The organism is Paraburkholderia polaris, assembly GCF_012927345.1.
In the GTDB taxonomy this organism is placed as follows: Bacteria; Pseudomonadota; Gammaproteobacteria; order Burkholderiales; family Burkholderiaceae; genus Paraburkholderia; species Paraburkholderia polaris.
Genome location: NZ_JABBGJ010000006.1, coordinates 1 through 19519 on the forward strand (window position 1 = coordinate 1; position 19519 = coordinate 19519).

A 19519-nucleotide genomic window follows, 5' to 3' on the forward strand; every position below is an offset into this window, starting at 1 on the left:
ATCGAACCGAGCGAGGCCATCAGCTTGTCGGCGATGTCGCGCGCGCCTGGCAGGTTGTGGTCGTCTTTCTCAGGCAATACGGTGCCGAGCACCGACACGCCGGTGCGCATCACGTCCATCGGGTGAGCGGCGGCCGGAATCCATTCCAGCGCGGCTTTGACGTTCGCGGGCAGGCCGCGCAGCGCCTTGAGTTTGGTCTTGTAGGCGGTCAGCTCGGCTTGCGTCGGCAGCTTTTCGTGGACCAGCAGATACGCGATTTCTTCGAATTCACACGCACCGGCGATGTCGAGAATGTCGTAACCGCGGTAGTGCAGATCGTTGCCGGTCTTGCCAACCGTGCATAGCGCCGTATTGCCAGCCGTCACGCCGGACAGGGCGACGGATTTCTTCGGTTTGAAGGCGCCTGCATTCGGCGTGCTGTTATCGGCTTCACTCATAATTTCGTCTCCAACTGCGGGGTTGCGTTCGGGCGGCAATCAGCGCGCCGAGCTTGTCTTTCAGGGTTTCAATGCGGTGACCGGTGAAAACGGAGGCTAATAACGCAAAGAATGGGCCAGGCGGAACGCGAGCCGCTAAGTGCCTGATTTAACAAAAAATCGTCTCCTGGCCACATTGCCATCCGGTTTCATAAGTGAAATCGTGAATTTCAAATTCGAAAGCGACGGGTGCATAATAGGCGGCCTTCTCATCCTTCCCGCCGCTTTCTTCAGACAACGAGCCTTCCGCCGTGAGCACGCCTCCCTTCGATCCCGCGCAGCGCCCCCGCATCTGGGCCGTCAGTATCAGCCGGCTGCGCGATCTGTTCTTCGACATTGCCGGCGAGTACGTCGAACGCGCCGATCTGCGCATCGTCTCGCACGGCTTCGAAGACGCCGTGCATGAGGTTGACATGGTTGGCACCGGGCGTCCGGATGTCGTCATCGCTGGTGGCTCCAACGGTGCGTATCTGAAAACGCGCGTCGGCGTACCGGTTGTGCTGATCAACCCAACCGGTTTCGATGTCATGCACGCACTCGCGCGAGCGCGGCGCGACGGCGCGAAGGTCGCGCTCGTCACGCACGGCGACACGCCTGACGAAGTGCGCCGCTTCACCGCCGCGTACGGCATCGACGTGACGTTCGCTTCCTATCAATCGGCGCAAGATGCGGAGAGCGTCGTTCTCGATCTGCGCGATCGCGGCATCGACGTCGTGGTCGGCCCGGGGCTCGTCACCGATCTCGCGGCGAATGCCGGCATGGGCGCGGTGTTTCTGTACTCACGTGCGTCGGTACGTGCCGCATTCGATACCGCACTCGAAGTCGCGCAGGCCACCCGCCGCGAAACGGTTCGCCGTCAACGGCTCGACAATCTGCTGCAGCACCTGCGCGACGGCGTCGTCGCGCTCGATGCGCAAGGGCGCGTCGAAGCGATGAACCAGCGCCTTGCCAGCGTGCTCGGCATCGACGCAGCACTTGCAGTGGGCCGCGCGCTGCTCGACCTCGCGCCCGATCTCGCAGGCAGCTTGCCCGACTCGGACGGCGACACGTTCTGCACGGTGCGTGGCGCGAGCTACGTCGTGCATCGCGGGCCGCTGGCGAGCAGCGGCTCAGCGGCAGGCACCGTGCTGACGTTTCAGGAATCACGCGCGGTCGAACGGCTCGACCGCACCTTGCGCTCCCGGCAGCGCGTGCAGCAGTTCAGCGCGCGTTACCAGCTTGGCGATATCGTCGGCGCGGCCGATTCGATCGAACGGGTCCGCACGCTCGTGCAGCGCTATGCCAAATCGGACGCCACCGTGCTGATTCTCGGCGAAAGCGGCACCGGCAAGGAGATGGTCGCGCAGAGCATGCATCAGCTGAGCGCGCGGCGCGACTTCGCCTTCGTCGCCATGAATTGCGGCGCGTTTCCTGAGGCATTGCTCGAGAGCGAATTGTTCGGTTATGAGGAAGGCGCGTTCACCGGCGCGCGCAAAGGCGGCAAGGCGGGGCTCATCGAAGTGGCGCACCGCGGCACGCTATTTCTCGATGAGATCGCCGAGATGCCACTGTCGTTGCAGAGTCGTCTGTTACGCGTGCTGCAGGAGCGCGAAGTCGTGCGGCTCGGTTCGACGGAGCCGACGCGCGTGGACATCCGGGTCGTCGCGGCAACGCATCGCGCGTTGACCGAGGGCATCGAGGCGGGCAGCTTCCGTGCGGACCTGTACTACCGCCTCAACATTCTGAGCATCGCCCTGCCGCCGCTGCGGGAGCGGCCAACCGATCTGCTGCCACTTGCGGTCGAACTGCTGCTGCAGGCGGCGGCGCGTGAGCCGAGACTGGCGGCTCGCCTGCCCGATGCAGATGCGGCCCGGCGCGTCCTCGCAAATCTCAGTGAGCCGTTAAAGCGTTACACGTGGCCGGGCAACGTGCGGGAATTGCAGAACGTGATCGAACGGATTGCGGTGGAACTGGCTGATGCGGACGTGGGCACGCACCCCAACGGCGCGGTAGAAACCGTCTTTACGCGTGAGGTACTGCGCACCGTCGCGCCTGAAATCTTCGAGCAGCCCCAAGCGCGCTCGAAGAAAGCCGCACTAACATTACGCGAGCGTAGCCGTCATGTGGAAGCAGACGAAATCCGCGCCGCGCTCGCCGCATGCGACGGCGATCGCGATGCGGTTTGCCAGGCGCTCGGCATCAGCAAGACGACGTTATGGCGGAAGCTGAACGCGGCGGACTAGCCTGAACCACGCCGCCGTGCTTCACGGCATTCTTCGCCGCATTCGCTCCGGCGCGTGCGATGAACATGCTGGGCGTCATCCCGCAGCATCGTTTGAAATGCCGTCCGAAATGGCTTTGATCGAAAAATCCCACCTCCGTGGCGACGACCGATCCCGGCACACCTTCGAGCAACAAGGTTTGCGCCCGCTGAATCCGCAACCCGCACAGATAGCGATACGGCGACGAACCGTACTGCTGGCGAAACACCGTGGCGAAGCGCGACACGCTGAGCGCGGACAGCGCGGCGAGTTGCGCGAGCGTCACCGGCTCGTCGAAATGGGCTTCGATAAACGCCCGGGCGGCATTGAGGCTGATGGACTGTTTCATGGCGTCGCGATGGTCGAGCGGGGCGCGGCTTGCTTCGCGAACCGGGTGACGGAAAACACGTCGAGGGGAATGGCCGTACTACCCGTATCGACGAGCTCGGCCAGCGTCTCGCCGACGCCCGGACCGATCTGGAAACCCGAGCCGCAGAAACCAAACGCGTAGTAAAGACCGTCGACCTTGCTGCTCGGACCGATCACCGGTTCGCCGTCGGGCAGATAGCTTTCCACGCCACTCCACACGCGAATCACATGCAGTGGCGCCATCGCGGGCACGAGCCGCCGCAACTGCGCGACTTGCCGCACGGTGTTGCGCGGCAGGACTGATGCGCGGCACGTCACGGCATCCGCCGGCCCACCGGGACCGCCGCCGAGAATAATATTGCCGCGTGGAATCTGGCGGAAATAGATACTCTCTTCCTTGATCGATGTGAACACACCCATCGACGACTTGAACACATACGGCACCGGCTCGGTCACGGCCATCTGTGGTCCGCTCGTGGTCAACGGAACGGGTTCGCCGAACTGTTCGGTGAGACGGCTTGCCCAGGCGCCCGCGCAGATCACCAGTTGCGCGGCCCAATACACGTCGCCGCGTGCGCTCTCCACGCGAAACCGCTCACCGTCTTTTTCGACACGCACAATCTCGGTATTCTCGACCACCTGGGCGCCGAGCCGCGCGGCCGCACGCCCAAACGCGGGGGCAGCGAGACGCGGATTGGCGTGACCGTCGAGTGGCGAAATCGATGCCGCCAGCACCTCGCGCCCGAGAAACGGAAAGCGTTGGAACATCGCGTCGCCGTGCAGCACGTTGAGGTCGAGACCATAAGCGCGGGCGTCGATCGCATATTGATCGAAATTCTCCACGTCCTTCTGGTGGTAGCACACGCGCGTGTGGCCCGACGCCAGAAACTCGATGTCCTCGCCGAGCAGTTCCTTCGAGCGCTGCCATGTCCGCAGTGCGCGGTTCGCCATTTCGAGTTGCGGCAGCGCGCGGCCCTGCCGGCGGATGCCGCCGAAGTTCACGCCGCTCGCCTGCTGCCCCGTGAGCCCACGTTCGAGCAGGATCACCGACCGGCTACGCTGACGCAGGAAAAATGCGGTCGTCGTCCCCATGATGCCGCCGCCGATCACGATGACATCGGCTTCGTTTGCAGTCGTCGCGCTCATTCGGCCACCTCTTCGGTAAGCGCCACGGGCAGCGGTTTGACGGGCGCCTGGCCGCGCAGCCGTCCGACCGAGGACAACGGCACCGAAGCCGCCGCCGCGATGATTTCCGCGCCGGCGTGGCCGCAATAGCGCCCCTGGCAGCGGCCCATGCCGACGCGCGAAAAGGCCTTCGCGCGATTGGCTTCCTGGGCGCCCGTCGCGTGCACGACACGGCGTAGTTCACCGGCTGTAATCGCTTCACAACGGCAGACGATCGTTTCATCCGGCAGGGACGCAGCGAATTTCGCTGGCCACGGAAAGGCTTCCCGCAGACCCGCGGCGAAGCGCGTGAAACGTGCGAGTTCCGCGCGCAACTGCTCGGCGCCTTCGACCGGCACGCCGTGATCATGCAATGCCGCCAAAGCCGCGAGACGGCCCGAACGTTCGGCTGCGTCCGCACCGCGCACTCTTGCGCCATCGCCCGCCAGGTAGACGCCCTTGATACTGCTACGGCCATCGTCGTCGATTTGCGGAAGCCACTGCTGCGTGTTGTCGTCGAACAGGAAGCGACACCCCGCGAGGTCCGCAAGCTGCGTCTCGGGACGCAGGTGATAACCGAGTGCGACCGCATCGCATGTGAATTCGAGTCGCTTGCCGCCAGGCAATGCAACCTCGACGCCGCTTACGCCGTCTTGCGGCGAGCCTTTGATTTCCAACGGCTGCACGCCGCGATGAACCGGCACGCGCGCCTTTGACAGCACGCGCGTCAACGCAATCCCCTTTTTGAGCGCGGCCGGGATCGCCAGCAAACGAGGCAGCGCAGCCACACGCTGCACGAACGTCGACGTATCGAGCACCGCCGCCACCTGCGCGCCCGCCTTCACGTATTGCGCGGCCACGAGATACAGCAGCGGACCGCTGCCCATCATCACGATGCGCGAGCCGATCGCGCAGCCCTGCGATTTCAGCGCAACCTGCGCGCCGCCGAGGCTATAGGTGCCGGCCTGGTGCCAGCCCTTGACCGGCATCAGCCGGTCCGTCGCGCCGCTGCAAACAATCAGGGAATCGAACGTCAGCGTCTGGTAGCGCGTGCCGCTCGCCAGATGCACGGTGTTCGGCGAGATATTCCAGACTAGCGTCTCGGGCAGATAATCGATCTTGCCCTTCAGCGCATCGAAGCGCTGATGCAGCGAAGCAGCGCGCTCGGCTTCGGTGCCGTACAAGGTCGCGTAGCTGCGCGAAAAACCTTCCGGTTGCCGCCGATAAATCTGGCCCCCGTCACGCCGTCCTTCATCGATGACGGTCGGCCGCAGCCCGGCCTCGACCAGCGCCTGCGCGGCGCGCACGCCCGCCGGCCCAGTGCCGATGATCACTACACGCGGGGCCATACACCCTCCCCGGCTTCGGCCAGCTTCGTCACGATCGACATGCCAGGCGCCGCGGGCGTACTGCACGCCCGCATGCGTTCGCCTTGCGCCGTCCAGACCCAGCAATCCTGGCACGCGCCCATCAGGCAGAAACCGGCACGGCGGCCATCGCCGAATTCGGAATCGCGCAACCCGCTCACGCCGGTCAGCAAGGCGACCATCAGCGTGTCGCCCTCGGCAGCTTCGCGCACGACGCCGTCCACGGTAATAGGAAAGGTCTTGCGGCCCGTCTCCGCGAGCCGCACAAATCGTCCGTTCATGCCGGGGTCGCCTCCGCGGTCTGCAAGCGGTTCAATTCGGCGGCCGGATGATGGCAAAGAATCTCCGCGCCCGAAGGCAGTTTCTTCATGGACGGCGGCGTCATATTGCACATCCCGTCGATGCGAACCGGGCAGCGCGCGCGGAACGAGCACAACTCGGGAATATCGGCGCTCTCGCCCATCACCGGCAGCGCGGCACAACCGATCACGCGGCGTGCGTCGAGCCAGCCGGGTTTCAAAGCAGGCACCGAGTCGACCAGCAAGCCCGTGTACGGGTGATAGGGCGGCGCCGCGAGCACGTCGCGCTGCCCGGCTTCCACGCGGTGCCCCGCGTACAGCACGATCACTTCGTCGCAAATGGCGCGCACGGTCGAGATGTCGTGGCTGATGAACATGTACGACACGCCGAGTTCGCGGCGCAATTCGGCGAGCAGGTCGAGGATCGCCGCGCCGACCACCGTATCGAGCGCGGAGGTCACTTCGTCGCACAGGATCAATGCGGGATTGGCGGCGAGCGCGCGTGCCAGATTCACGCGTTGCTTCTGGCCGCCGGAGAGTCCGGCAGGCGTGCGCGTGGCAATCGAGGCGGGCAGTTGCACCAGATCGAGCAGTTCCAGCATGCGTTTCTTCGCAGCCGAGCCACCCAGATGGTGATAGAACGCGAGCGGGCGGCCCAGGATATCGGCGATCGAATGGCTCGGATTCAGCGCCGTGTCGGCGTTCTGGAACACGATCTGGATCTGCCGGTACTGCTCCGGCGTGCGGCGCGACAGTTGGGCCGGTAACAGCTCACCGTTGAAGAACACCTCGCCACGCGCGCGGTCAACGAGGCCCGCCACCACGCGCGCGAGCGTCGTCTTCCCCGAACCGGATTCGCCGATCACGCCGAGCGTGCTGCCGCGCGGGATCGACAAACTGACGTCGTCGAGCACACGCACAGCGGGTGCGCCGAAGCGATCGACCCGGCCATAGCCCGCCGAGAGACCGCGGATTTCGAGCAGCGGCGGGATGTGCTTGCCGACCTGCTGCGGCGTCTCCAGCTCCACTTCCGGACGGCGTGTGGCGGCGAGCAACTGACGCGTGTAGGCATCCACAGGCGCATCGAGCACTTGCGCGACCGCGCCGTTTTCCTTCACCGCGCCGCCATTCAGCACGACGATGCGGTCCGCCATCTGCGCGACCACCGCCAGATCGTGCGACACGTACACGGCGGTTGTGCCGAGTTCACGGACCACTTTCTTGAAGGCCGCGAGCACTTCGATCTGCGTCGTGACATCGAGCGCGGTGGTCGGCTCGTCGAACACGACGACAGCAGGATCGGTGATCAACGCCATCGCGGCCATCAAGCGCTGCAACTGGCCACCGGATACCTGATGCGGATAACGATCGCCGATCGTCTCCGGCGCGGGCAGCGCCAGCGCGCGGAACAGGCCGATCGCTTTCGTGCGCGCCGCTTCGGCGGACATCAAGTGATGCAGCAAGGCCGGCTCGGTGACCTGATCCATGATCGTGCGCGCGGGATTGAAACCCGCCGCCGCACTCTGCGCGACATAAGCAACAGTCCGTGCGCGCAACCCGCGACGGCCTTTCGCATCGAGCGACAGCACCTCCACATCGCCGATACGAATCGAACCGCCGCTGATCGAACAACCCGCCCGCGCATAACCGAGCAACGACAACGCAATGGTCGTCTTGCCCGACCCGGACTCGCCGATCAGCGCCAGCACCTCGCCCTTCTTCACCGAAAAATCGACGCCCTTGACGATCTCGATAACCGGCCCCGGCGCCGCACCCGCGACAACCCGCAGACCCTTCACTTCAATCATGTCCCGATCAGCGCGATCAGCCATCATGCACCTCCATGGCTACGGCCACGACGCCGCAGGTTGTCGATCAGCAGATTCATACCGATAGTCAGCGTTGCAATCGCGACGGCCGGCATCAAAACAGCAGGCGCGCCCTCGGACAAACCGCCGATGTTCTCGCGCACGAGCGAACCCCAATCCGCATTCGGCGGCTGCACGCCGAGGCCGAGGAAACTCAGCCCGCTCAGCAGCAGCACGATGAACACGAAGCGCAAACCGAAATCGGCGAGCATCGGATGAATCATGTTCGGCAGCACTTCGACTCGTGCGATATAGAAGATGCCCTCGCCACGCGCTCTTGCCACCTGCACGTATTCGAGGCCCATCAGGTTCACCGCGAGCGAGCGCGAAATACGGAATGCGCCGGGAATATAGGCTAAAGCGGCGACAGTCGTCAGCATCGTGATCGACGAACCGAACGCGGCGATGACAACCAGCGCGAGCACCTTGCTCGGAATCGAAATCAGCGCGTCGAACAGACGGCTCAGGACTTCATCGACCAGGCGCCCGGACACCGCGGCGAGCAAACCAAAAAACGTGCCGATCAGACTGGCAAGCACGGCGGCAGCCAGCGCAAGGCCGACCGTGTAGCGCGCGCCGTAGAGAATCCGGCTCAACATATCGCGGCCGAGATAGTCGGTGCCGAGCGGATAGGCCGCGCTATAGCGGCCGAAAATCTCCGTCGATGTCAGCGCGCCGCCTTTATACGGTGCGACCAGCGGTCCAATGAACGCGACGATCAGCCAGAAAGCCACCAGCACGAAGCCGATCAGGCCGAGCACGGAGAAGCGATGCACCAGCCGTTTAAACACGCCCTGCTTCAGCGCGGCCGTTTCGACGACCGGCGGCTCGATAGTGGGGTCATCCTGGCTCATGTCGTACAGCTCGGTGCCGGCATGGGGAACATGAGGAACGTGGGGATTGGTAGGTTGGCTCATCATCGACGCAGCCTCGGGTTGGATACGATTTGACACAGGTCGGCGATCAACACCAACGCGAGATACGCCGCGCAGAACACCATCACGCAGCCCTGCACAAGCGGCATGTCACGGTTGGTGACGGCATCCACCATCAGGCTCGCAAGGCCGGGATAGTTGAAGATCGACTCCACGATCACCACGCCGCCGAACAGATACGACAGGCTCAATGCCACTGCATTGGCAATCGGCCCAATGGTGTTGGGCAACACATGCCGCAGCACCACGCGCGCGGGTGAGGCACCCTTGAGCACGGCCATTTCCACATACGACGAATTGAGCTGATCGAGCACCGCAGCCCGCGTCATGCGCGCCATCTGCGCGACGATCACGCAGCACAGCGTCATCACCGGCATCGCGTAGATGCGCAGCAGTGCGCCGAACGAATGCACCTCCGAGAGATACGACAGCGCGGGCAGCCAGCGCAGCTTGACGGCGAAGATCAGCACGGCGATCGTCGCGATCAGAAACTCCGGCACAGCCACCGTCGACAGCGTGAGCACGTTGAGCGTGCGATCGAGCAGCGAGCCGCGGAACATTGCCGACGAAATACCGATCAACAACGCCACCGGCACCGAGACCAGCGACGTCAGACCCGCCAGCACCAGCGAATTTGGCAGGCGCGTCGCGATCAGCTCGCTGACCGGCAGATTGTTCGACAGCGAGGTGCCGAAGTTGCCGCTGACAATATGAATGAGCCACTCGAAGTAGCGTTGCAGCGCCGGCTGGTCGAGGCCGAACTGATGCCGCAATGCCGCGACGGCTTCGGGTGTGGCTGCCTGGCCAAGCGCCTGTTGAGCGGCATCGCCGGGCAGCAGCCCGGTGATGGCGAACACGACCGCCGAGACCAGCAGCAGCGTAAGCAGCGCGAGGCCAAGGCGCGCGGCGATGAGTCGTTGCACGTGTGCTTTCATCGAAGTCGGCTCCTAGGTTGAAGCCGCACGCCGCTTGATGCGCGGCGTGCGTGTTGCCGGGTGTGACTTTCCAGTTCGTCAGACTGGAAATCCTTCCTTACTGCTGGTCAGGCGGGACCACCTTAGGCGTTGCTGTTCAGGCGCGGCCGGCTTAGGCGCGGCCGGCCAGGCGCAGCCGCCTCAGGCACGGCCCGCTCAGCTTTCCAGCCAGACGTTTTCCGCGAACATGAAACCCATCAGGCCAGCCAGCGGAATCGAGCTAAGCCCCTTGAGTTTCGTCGTGTGAGCATCGATCGAACTCTGGAACATCGGAATGCCGGTACCGCCGGTTTCATGCACCAGCACCTGCATGTCGCCGTAGATCTTCTTGCGCTTCGCATCGTCCGGTTCGCCGCGTGCGGCCAACAGCAACTGGTCGAACTTCGGGCTCTTCCAGTTCGCTTCGTTCCACGGTGCGTCCGACTTGTAGAACTGGGTGAAAATCACGTCGGCGCTCGGACGCGCGTTGACGTTACCGAAACCCAGCGGATGCTTCATCCAGTGGTTCGACCAGTAGCCGTCGGCCGGCACACGCGACACCTGAAGATTCAGACCGGCCTGGGGCGCGACCTGCTGAAGGAACATCGCCATTTCAACCGAACCGTCCGCCGCCGGCGACGCGAAAATCTGGATCGGCGCGCTGCCGACCTTGGCTTTCTGGAAGTGGAACTTCGCCTTGTCCGGATCGAACGTACGCTGCGGCAAACCGGCCAGGTAATACTTGTTGGTCGGATCGATAGGCTGATCGTTGCCGATCGCGCCATAACCCTGGAAGATCGCCCGGCGCATCTGCTCGCGATCCTGCAGGTACATCATGCCTCGACGAAAATCATCGTTGCCGGTAATGCCACCTTCGTCGCGAACAATCAGGTCGGTGTACTGGCCCGTTTTGGTCTCCAGCACCGAGAAACCGCTGGCGCCCTTGATCTGGTTCGTCGAGCGCGGGCTTACCGCGTTGATCAACTGGACGTCGCCCGAGAGCAGTGCGTTCACGCGCGCGGATTCGTCGCCGATGCCAATCAATTCGACTTCGTCGAGGTGCGGCAGGCCCGGCTTCCAGTAATTCGCGTTCTTCACGCCGACCGTACGCACACCCGGCGAGAATTCCTTGACCTTGAACGGGCCGGTGCCGATCGCTGTTTTGAAATCCTTGGTGCCGTCCTTGATGATCTGGAAATGCGAGGTGGCGAGAATCACCGGCAGATCGGCATTCGGACCGTCCAGCGTGATCGTCACTTCGTTCGGGCCCGTCGCCTTCACATCCTTGATCTGATCGGCAAGCGTCTTCGCCTTCGATGCCGTCGCCGGATCCTTGTGCCGCATGATCGAATACACGACGTCCGCCGGCGTGAGCGCCTTGCCGTCGTGGAACTGCACGCCGGTGCGCAGCTTGACGACCCACACCGTCGCATCCTTCGTGTCCAGCGAGGTGGCGAGCGCCATCTTCGCGCCGAGATGCGAATCGAGTTCGGTCAGGCAGTTGTAGAACATGAAGCCGCGGACATAGTCCGTCCCGAGCGCGCCCTTGGCCGGATCGAGCGTGTCGGCGGCCGATGCGGACTGCGTCGCCACCCGGATCTTGCCGCCCTGCTTCGGCTTCGCCTGCGCAAAAGCCGCACCGCTCGCGCTCAACAGGCCGGCGCCCGTCACCGACATCATGCCGGCAGCGGCCATCGCGCGCAGCACGCCGCGCCGCGACGCGCCTTTTGACGTCAATCGCTCCAACCCGGTGCCGAGTTGAAGAGCGTCATATTGCGAGTTTTCCTTATTCATCGAACTTCTCCGCGAGGGTGACAGGGATAGCTGCGTGGTTTTTTAATGGCAAATACAACAATGAGAAATCAATAAAAAATGTCTTTGATGCGGTAGTACGTCCCCACCAGCGGCAGGAACCAGGGTTTGCCGGTGTGGCCTGGAATCGCGGGCCACTCGGACTCGCGCCACGGATTGCGCTCTTCGTGGCCGTCCATCACGTCGGCCATCACCTGGCCCATGTGCGTCGACATCTGCGTGCCGTGGCCGCTGTAACCCAGCGAGAAGTAAATCCCGTCGTGTTGCCCGGCATGCGGCAGACGGTCGGCGGTCATATCCACGAGACCGCCCCAGCAATAGTCGATGCGCGCGTTAGCCAGCATCGGAAACATCGCGGCGAGACCTTGCTGCAGAATCCTTCCGCTCTTCGCGTCCGACGGCCGCTCAGACGCCGTGAAGCGCGCACGGCCACCGAACAGCAAACGTGAATCGGGCGTCACGCGGAAGTAGTTGTGCATCAGGCGCGTGGTCGTGTACGCACGGCGGTTCGGAAACACCTGTGCCAGCAGTTCCGGCGATAGCGGCTCCGTCACGACGATGAACGAACCCACCGGTGCGAGACGACGCCGATACCAGCCGAACGGACCGTGCCGCGACGGGCCGGTGGCGATCAACACCTGCTTCGCGCGCACTTCACCGCGTGCGGTGGTGACCTTGAAGCCACTGCCGTCCTTCGCGATCGCCGTGACCGCCGCGTTTTCATACAGCTTCGCGCCGCGACGAACCGCGGCATCGGCGAGTCCGACCGTGAACTTGCCCATATGCATCTGGCCGCCGTGCCGTTGCAGCAATCCGCCGTAAAAACTGTCCGACTGGATTTCGCTGCGAATCCGCTCACGCCCGATTAGTTCGATATCCGTATCGACTTCTCGTCGGATCAATTCCGCCGTCTTTTCCAGATGCGCGAAGTGATGCGGTTTCGACGCCAGCTTCAGCTTGCCGGTCGCGCTGTAATTGCAGTCGATGTTTTCCTCGCGAATCAGACGCTCGACCGTGTCGACCGCATCCGAAAACGCGCGGTAGCAGGCGCTCGCACGCTCCACACCCAGTTGCGCAACCAGCGCGACGAAATCCTGCGCGACGCCGGTATTGACCTGCCCGCCGTTGCGCCCGGACGCGCCGCCGCCAATGCGCCCCGCGTCGAGCACCGTCACCAAGGCGCCGCGCTTGCCCAACGCCTGCGCCGCCGACAGGCCGGTGAAGCCACCACCGATCACGGCGACATCGGCCTGGCCCTCGACCGGACCTTCACACGCCGAAACGAGCGCCGGTGCGGTATCGAGCCAATAGGAATCGAGCTTCATCCGGTCTGTCCTTGAGATGGGCAATGGGGCAATCGACGCTTACAGGCCGAGTTCCGCGGCCAGCTGCGGAAGGTCGTTGACTTCGTAGTACTGGTAGTACGGCGTCGACGGTTCGTGGCCGCGATTGACGAAGGCCTTGTGCTTGATGCCCAGGTCGTGTGCGGTCATCAGGTCGTAGCGCAAGCTCGACGACACGTGCAGCACGTCTTCCGGATTGCAGTTCAGCTGGTCGAACATGTATTCGAAGCCTTGCATGCGCGGCTTGTACGACTGCGCCTGCTCCGCGGTGAAGACTGCGTGGAACGGCGCGCCGAGCTTGTCGACGTTGCTCTGGATCTGGTTGTTCGACGCGTTCGACAGGATCACCAGCTTGTACTTCTTCGCCAGACGCGAGAGGCCTTCCGGCACGTCCGGATGCGGACCCCAGGTCGGCACAGCCAGGTATATCTTCTCGGCTTCCTTTTCATCGAACGCGACGTTCATGCGCTTGCAGGCGCGGCGCAATGCGTTGACCACCACGTCGCGATACGGCTTCCATGCGCCGAGCACTTCGTCGCGGCGATAGCCCGCGTAGAACGCGACGAGCTTTTCCAGGTCTTCGGCGTTCAGCAGGTGGCCGAACATTTCGCGGGTCATGTCGGCCATACGGAACTTCGTGAGCGTGCCGTAGCAGTCAAAGGTGATGTATTTCGGTTCGAATTCGATCATGGTGCAGTCCTATCGTTGTGATGAACTCGCGGCGAGTTCAGTGGCGAAAACAGGGGCAACTGTGTTGCATGGGACCGGAGTAAGGGCTTTGCACCAACTCCGGATCGACAAAGCTAATTCCTGTAAAAGATTTAATCAGCGCAAAAACATAGATGTTCCTGATTCGGGCAGTGCTGATGACACAAACCATGCGTTTTGAGGCCGTTGCGCAGCACAGTCTGCGGTGGTCGGGCTGGAAGCCCCGCCCGTATTGGCTTTGCGGGAATCAGGCCCGCAGGTCGATCAACACGCTCTTGAAACGCAGGTTTGCTTCGTAAGCCTGGCGGCCGAGGTCTTTGCCGATGCCGGAGCGCTTGTAGCCGCCGGTGGGGATCATGAAGTCGGAGGTGCGACCGTAACGGTTGACCCAGACCGTCCCCGCCTCGAGGCCGCGCACGAAGCGCAGCGCCCGGCCGAGGTCGGCGGTGTGCACGCCGGCAGCGAGCCCGTACTCGGGATGCTGGGCGAGCGAGAGCGCTTCTTCCTCGGTGTCGAAGGTCTGCAGCGTCAGCACAGGGCCGAACACTTCCTCGCGCACGGCCTCGGAGTGGGCGGTGACGTCCGTCAGGAGCGTCGGTGTATAGAACGCGCCGCTCGATCCACCCGCCGCCCCGCCGTCAGCCCGCACGCCGCCGTAGCGCAGCGTCGCGCCCGCATCCAGCGTGCGCCCAACGATCCCTTCGATGCGCGCCGCCTGTGGCGCGGAGATGATCGGCGACAACGTGGTGCCGGCGGCCCACGTCGCGCCCGGTTTCAACTCGGCGAAGACCTTGCCGATCCGCTCGGCCAGCGGCTCCGCCAGGCTTCGCTCGACCAGCAGCCGCGAGCCTGCCACGCACACCTGGCCGGCATTGCCGGTGATGGCGCCGGCGATCCGGCGTGCCACGTCGTCGAGACGCGGAGCGTCGGCGAACACGATTTGCGGGCTCTTGCCGCCCAGTTCGAGCGTGACTGGCTTGGTGCCGCTATTGGCACAGGCCGCCATGATCGCGGCGCCGGTACGCGTGGAGCCAGTGAAGGTGACCTTGCTGATCTTCGGATGGCGCACCAGTTCGTCGCCGGTGACGCGACCGTCGCCTTGCACCACGTTGAAGATGCCCGCAGGCACGCCCGCCTGCACGGCCAGTTCGGCGAGCCGCAAGACCGAGAACGGCGTCATCTCCGAAGGCTTCAGCACCACCGCGTTGCCCGCCGCCAGTGCAGGGGCGATCTTCCATGAAGCCATCACCAGCGGGAAATTCCACGGCGCGATTGCGCCGATCACGCCGTACGGTTCGGCGATCGTCATGCCGAGATGGTCGTGATCGGTTGCCGCCACGTCGCCGCCCAGCTTGTCGGCGAACTCCGCGTAGAAGCGGATGCCTTCGGCGGTGAACGGCACATCCCAGCCAATTGCCTGAGCAATCGGGCGGGTCGAACCGAGCGCCTCCAGACGGCCTAAAAACGGCGCATCGGCTTCGACCAGCTCGGCGAAGCGGCGCAGGATCTTCGCGCGCTCACGCGGCGCCATGCGCGCCCAGCCGCTCGTTCTGAAGGCCTGCCACGCGTTCTCCACCGCGCGATCCACCATCTGCGCGTCGGCGAGCGGCACGGAGGCATAGATCACGCCATCCGAGGGGCGCGCCACCTCGATGCGGCGCCCGCCAGCATCGACATACTCACCGCCGATGAAATGCCCGCTGCGAATCGCGACGTCGTCCGGATTGAAGCTGTCCATGAGAAAGTGTCCTGTGTGACTGGCTGTTAGTCCCGGGCGGTGCGTCTTAACAACGCCGCCGCCATGACAAAATCGTAGAGCCGCGGGCCTGGCATATGTCGCCGACAAAAATCCCTGCGCAGCAGAACGCGCCTGTAATGAGCGATGAAACGCAGCGTTTTACATCGATTTGCGAAGCGGCCCGTTCGAACGCGCCGGATAAAAAGATCGTCCTAGTCACGCCGCGCACCGGATGACAAAGTGACGGCGTAAGCCTTCAGCCATTCAGGGAGTACGGCGTGTCCGATTCGATTACCTATAGACCCTTCACCCACGACGACATCGCCGCCGCGCACGCGCTGACGGTCGAACTCAAATGGCCGCATCGCGCGGACGACTGGAGGTTCGTCGCGCAGCTGGGTGTGGGGTTCGTCGCGGAAGACGCGAGCGGCGTGATCGGCACGGCGCTGTGCTGGAAATACGGCGCCGACCGGGCCTCGCTGGGGATGGTGATCGTGTCGCCCGAGCAGCAAGGGCGAGGCATCGGCAGGAAGCTGATGGAGTTGGTGCTGGAAGAACTCGGCAGCCGCGTCACGTTTCTGCACGCCACCGCCGCCGGTCAGCCTTTGTATGAAAAGCTCGGCTTTCGCGCGGTTGGCACGCTCGACCAACATCAGGGCGCCGCATTCCAGCCGCCGCTCGTCTCCTTGCCGCCAGGGGAGCGCCTGCGTCCGCTCGGCTCGAGCGATACAGCACGGCTGGTCGAACTGGCGTCGCAGGCAAGCGGCCTGGATCGTGCAGAAGTCTTGCCCGCACTATTGAGCGCCGCCGATGGCATCGCCCTCGATCGCGACGGTGAATTGGTCGGCTTCGCGTTGTTTCGCCGCTTCGGACGGGGCTTTGCGATCGGACCGGTAGTCGCGCCCGAGTCGAAGGATTCGAGCCGCGCAAAAGCATTGATCAGTCACTGGCTGGCGCTCAACGAAGGCGTGTTCGTGCGTATCGACACGCCAGGCGAGAGCGGGCTGACCGAATGGCTGACGCAGTTGGGGCTGCCGCGGGTGGATACGGTCGTCAAAATGGTTCGGCACGCCACACCGGCTGATCTTGCGGGTGCCGGCACCGCCAGTACCGGCAGCGCTGTCGGCAAGGACGCGCCCTATCTGCAATACGGCATCATCAACCAGGCGATCTGCTGATCCATCATGGCCTTCCTTTATAAAGCCGACCCGGCGCGCGGCGCGCAATGGGCGAAACTCTTCGCGCAGAAAGCACCGAACCTGCCGTTCCACATCTGGCCCGATCTCGGCGACCCGACCGCAATCCGCTACCTCGCCGCCTGGCAGCCGCCGGAAAATCCCACCCGCGCTTTCCCGAACCTCGAAATCGTGTTCTCGGTCGGCGCGGGCATCGACCAGTTCGACCTGTCAGGCGTGCCGGCCCATATACCGGTGGTGCGAATGATCGAGCCGGGCATTGTTGAAGGGATGGTCGAATACGTCACGCAAGCCGTGCTGACAATTCACCGCGATCTGTTCGACTACGGTCTTCAGCAACAACAGCAGGTCTGGCGCGAACTGCCGCTCAAGCCGGCCAGTGCTCGCCGCATTGGCGTGCTGGGGCTCGGCGTGCTGGGCACTGCGGTGCTGGAAAAGCTGCACCTGTTCGGCTTTGACTGCGCGGGTTGGAGCCGTTCGCCTCGCGAGATCGAGGGCGTCGATTGCTATGCGGGTGAAGGCGCCCTGGATGAGTTTCTCGCCCGCACCGACATGCTGATCTGCCTGCTGCCGCTCACGGCCGCCACACGCGGCCTGCTCAATGCCGGGTTGTTCGCGAGGCTGCCGCGCGGTGCGTCGCTGATTCAAACGGGCCGCGGTCCGCACCTGAACCAGGATGATCTGCTGGCGGCGCTGGAGAGCGGCCAGTTGCACAACGCCATTCTCGACGTCACCGATCCCGAGCCGCTGCCCGCCGGTCATCCGTTGTGGACGCATCCCCGGGTGCGTATCACACCCCATATCGCCAGCGCGACAAGGCCCGAGAGCGCCGTCGACGTGGTGCTCGAGAATCTGCGCCGCCATCGCGAAGGTCTGCCGATGCTCGGTCAGATTGACCGAACCCAGGGATATTGAACGCCGCGCTGAACGAAACGCCCGCCGGGCGCGGTTTTTCAACGTCCGCAGCAGAAAATGCTAAGGGCATGCATCAAAACGCGTCGGGCGCGCTTTTCAGACAATTGTTTAGGTGAGCAGGCGATCGTCGTGGGTCAGTAGTATGGAACGGTCAACAGCCCTTTCCCGCGACGAGAAACCATCATGCCGATTCATTCGCTCATCGAAGCCGACCGCAAGCATCTGATTCACCCGGTTATCAACTACCGCGCGCACGAAGCCCGCGGCGTCACCGTCCTCGAGTCCGCCAGCGGCGCGTTCCTGCGCGACGCGGCCGGCAACGAACTGCTCGACGCCTTCTCCGGCCTGTGGTGCGTCAATGTCGGCTACGGCCAGCAAAGCATTGTCGACGTCGCCACCGAGCAGATGAAAAAACTGCCCTACGCAACCGGCTATTTCCATTTCGGCTCGGCCCCGGCGATCGAATTGGCGCAAAAGCTGGTGGAGGTGTCGCCCGCTTCGTTGCAACACGTGTATTTCACGCTCGGCGGCTCCGATGCAGTCGATTCGGCCATCCGTTTCATCACGCACTACTTCAACGCAACCGGGCGGCCGTCGAAGAAACACATCATCGCGCTGCAACGCGGCTACCACGGCTCGTCAACGGTGGGCGCGGGGCTGACCGCATTGCCCGCATTCCACCGCAATTTCGATCTGCCGCTGCCAAACCAGCATCATCTGCCGTCGCCGTACGCGTACCGCAACGATTTCGCCGACGACGCCGCGTTGATCGCCGCCTCGGTAGCCGCGCTCGAAGCGAAGGTGGCCGAACTCGGCGCGGACAATGTCGCGGCCTTCTTCTGCGAACCGATTCAGGGTTCGGGCGGCGTGATCGTACCGCCGGTCGGCTGGTTGAAAGCGATGCGTGAGAGTTGCCGTAAGCTCGGCATCCTGTTCGTCGCCGACGAAGTCATCACCGGTTTCGGCCGGACAGGTCCACTGTTCGCGTGCCAGGGCGAAAACGTCGAACCGGATTTGATGACAGTGGCGAAGGGTTTGACCGCCGGCTATGCACCGATGGGCGCCGTGCTGATGTCTGACGAAATCTATCAGGGCATTGCGGATGGCGACGCCGAAGCGATCGTCGGCCACGGCCATACGTATTCGGCGCACCCCGTCAGCGCGGCGATCGGTCTCGAAGTACTGCGCCTGTATCACGAAGGCGGCCTGCTCGCGAACGGCGTGGCACGTGCCCCGCGTTTCGCCCGCGGCCTCGACGCGCTGCTCACGCATCCGCTCGTGGGCGACTCGCGCCATCGTGGCCTGCTCGGCGCACTCGAACTTGTCTCGGACAAAGACAGCAAGGCAGGTTTCGATCCGGCGCTGAAACTGTCCGAACGGATCGCCGCAGCGGCGTATCAAAACCGCCTGATATTCCGCGCGTTCGGCGACAATATCCTCGGCTTTGCGCCGGCGCTGTCGTACACGGAGTCGGAGTTCGATCTGATGTTCGAGCGCCTCGAAAAAACCCTCGACGACGTTCTCGGAGAACCCGATGTCCGGGCCGCGCTAAAGGTCAAAAATCATGCCACTGCATGCTAGAGTAGAGGGCACCTTCAGCCCCTTTCACCCATCGCCGGAGTGATAACGTTACGATGAGCAGCGACTGCAAGCTAGACCGGATTGACCTGCGCATACTTTCACAGTTGCAGAAGAAAGGCCGCATAACCAACGTCGAGCTTGCCGACGCGGTCGGCCTTTCGCCCAGTCCTTGCCTGATCCGGGTCAAGCGTCTGGAGAAAGCCGGCTACATCATCGGCTACGGTGCGCAGATCCAGCTCGAAAAGCTCGGCGACGTGCAGATCGTGTTTACCGAAGTCACGCTCGCCGATCATCGGCGGGAAGACTTCATCAAGTTCGTGAATGCGATCAAAGACGTCGACGAGATCGTCGAGTGCCATCTGGCAAGCGGCGGCTATGACTATTTGCTGAAGTTCGTCACACGTAGCGTGAGCCACTATCAGAGCATCGTAGAAGGCCTGCTGGAGCGCGACATCGGCATCGAGAAGTACTTCAGCTACGTGATCATCAAATCGCCGTTCGTGAAGAGCCACTATCCGCTCGAAACGTTGTTCTCGCAGAACCACCACTAGTGCA

Annotated in this window: 17 protein-coding genes; 5 read left to right on the forward strand and 12 right to left on the reverse strand. The window is 63.6% G+C overall.

All coding sequences use genetic code 11. The annotated features are described in order from the left end of the window. The coding region (locus HHL24_RS06655) for a citrate/2-methylcitrate synthase (RefSeq protein WP_329606592.1) at positions 1 to 437 on the reverse strand (437 nt) is incomplete at its 3' end. 290 nt (positions 438 to 727) lie between these two features. Here HHL24_RS06655 and prpR point away from each other — a divergent pair. Next, on the forward strand, positions 728 to 2698 hold the full coding sequence (gene prpR, locus HHL24_RS06660; protein ID WP_169484717.1) for a propionate catabolism operon regulatory protein PrpR: 1971 nt from the start codon (positions 728 to 730) through the stop codon (positions 2696 to 2698). Here prpR and HHL24_RS06665 read toward each other — a convergent pair. The 11 genes from HHL24_RS06665 to HHL24_RS06715 all read right to left on the reverse strand — a co-directional run bounded on the left by HHL24_RS06665 (position 2655) and on the right by HHL24_RS06715 (position 15272). Continuing rightward, a complete protein-coding gene (locus HHL24_RS06665; RefSeq protein ID WP_169484718.1) occupies positions 2655 to 3065 on the reverse strand; it encodes a helix-turn-helix domain-containing protein in 411 nt (136 codons plus the stop codon). The two genes, prpR and HHL24_RS06665, sit on opposite strands and share 44 nt — an antisense overlap. Next, positions 3062 to 4231: an NAD(P)/FAD-dependent oxidoreductase gene (locus HHL24_RS06670; protein ID WP_169484719.1), complete on the reverse strand. Its 1170-nt coding sequence runs from the start codon at positions 4229 to 4231 to the stop codon at positions 3062 to 3064. Before HHL24_RS06670 ends, HHL24_RS06665 begins: the two co-directional genes overlap by 4 nt. Then, on the reverse strand, positions 4228 to 5598 hold the full coding sequence (locus HHL24_RS06675) for an FAD/NAD(P)-dependent oxidoreductase (RefSeq protein WP_169484720.1): 1371 nt from the start codon (positions 5596 to 5598) through the stop codon (positions 4228 to 4230). Before HHL24_RS06675 ends, HHL24_RS06670 begins: the two co-directional genes overlap by 4 nt. Further along, positions 5583 to 5897 carry a (2Fe-2S)-binding protein gene (locus tag HHL24_RS06680; protein ID WP_169484721.1) on the reverse strand — a complete coding sequence of 105 codons (315 nt, stop codon included), beginning with the start codon at positions 5895 to 5897 and terminating at the stop codon, positions 5583 to 5585. The genes HHL24_RS06675 and HHL24_RS06680 overlap by 16 nt, the downstream gene beginning before the upstream one ends. Further along, complete coding sequence (locus tag HHL24_RS06685) at positions 5894 to 7747, reverse strand: ABC transporter ATP-binding protein (RefSeq protein WP_407947486.1); 1854 nt, start codon at positions 7745 to 7747, stop codon at positions 5894 to 5896. Before HHL24_RS06685 ends, HHL24_RS06680 begins: the two co-directional genes overlap by 4 nt. Then, positions 7747 to 8703, reverse strand: a complete 957-nt coding sequence (locus HHL24_RS06690; protein WP_169484723.1) for an ABC transporter permease — start codon at positions 8701 to 8703, stop codon at positions 7747 to 7749. The genes HHL24_RS06685 and HHL24_RS06690 overlap by 1 nt, the downstream gene beginning before the upstream one ends. After that, positions 8700 to 9653 (reverse strand): ABC transporter permease, encoded by a 954-nt coding sequence (locus HHL24_RS06695; protein ID WP_169484724.1) that lies wholly within the window; start codon positions 9651 to 9653, stop codon positions 8700 to 8702. Before HHL24_RS06695 ends, HHL24_RS06690 begins: the two co-directional genes overlap by 4 nt. Before the next feature lie 195 nt (positions 9654 to 9848). Then, positions 9849 to 11465 carry an ABC transporter substrate-binding protein gene (locus HHL24_RS06700; protein WP_169484725.1) on the reverse strand — a complete coding sequence of 539 codons (1617 nt, stop codon included), beginning with the start codon at positions 11463 to 11465 and terminating at the stop codon, positions 9849 to 9851. A gap of 68 nt (positions 11466 to 11533) precedes the next feature. Then, entirely contained in the window at positions 11534 to 12808 is a 1275-nt protein-coding gene (locus HHL24_RS06705; RefSeq protein WP_169484726.1) for an NAD(P)/FAD-dependent oxidoreductase, read from the reverse strand. A gap of 39 nt (positions 12809 to 12847) precedes the next feature. Next, complete coding sequence (locus HHL24_RS06710; RefSeq protein WP_169484727.1) at positions 12848 to 13516, reverse strand: haloacid dehalogenase type II; 669 nt, start codon at positions 13514 to 13516, stop codon at positions 12848 to 12850. A 265-nt stretch (positions 13517 to 13781) separates the two neighbouring features. Continuing rightward, positions 13782 to 15272 carry an aldehyde dehydrogenase family protein gene (locus HHL24_RS06715; protein WP_169484728.1) on the reverse strand — a complete coding sequence of 497 codons (1491 nt, stop codon included), beginning with the start codon at positions 15270 to 15272 and terminating at the stop codon, positions 13782 to 13784. A gap of 278 nt (positions 15273 to 15550) precedes the next feature. Here HHL24_RS06715 and HHL24_RS06720 point away from each other — a divergent pair, with 278 nt between their 5' ends. The 4 genes from HHL24_RS06720 to HHL24_RS06735 all read left to right on the forward strand — a co-directional run bounded on the left by HHL24_RS06720 (position 15551) and on the right by HHL24_RS06735 (position 19515). Next, positions 15551 to 16450, forward strand: a complete 900-nt coding sequence (locus tag HHL24_RS06720; RefSeq protein WP_169484729.1) for a GNAT family N-acetyltransferase — start codon at positions 15551 to 15553, stop codon at positions 16448 to 16450. A 6-nt stretch (positions 16451 to 16456) separates the two neighbouring features. Next, complete coding sequence (locus HHL24_RS06725) at positions 16457 to 17383, forward strand: 2-hydroxyacid dehydrogenase (protein ID WP_169484730.1); 927 nt, start codon at positions 16457 to 16459, stop codon at positions 17381 to 17383. Positions 17384 to 17566: 183 nt separating this feature from the next. After that, positions 17567 to 18964: an aspartate aminotransferase family protein gene (locus tag HHL24_RS06730; protein ID WP_169484731.1), complete on the forward strand. Its 1398-nt coding sequence runs from the start codon at positions 17567 to 17569 to the stop codon at positions 18962 to 18964. Between the two features lie 53 nt (positions 18965 to 19017). Beyond that, positions 19018 to 19515 carry an Lrp/AsnC family transcriptional regulator gene (locus HHL24_RS06735; RefSeq protein WP_074288529.1) on the forward strand — a complete coding sequence of 166 codons (498 nt, stop codon included), beginning with the start codon at positions 19018 to 19020 and terminating at the stop codon, positions 19513 to 19515. Positions 19516 to 19519: the final 4 nt, after the last annotated feature.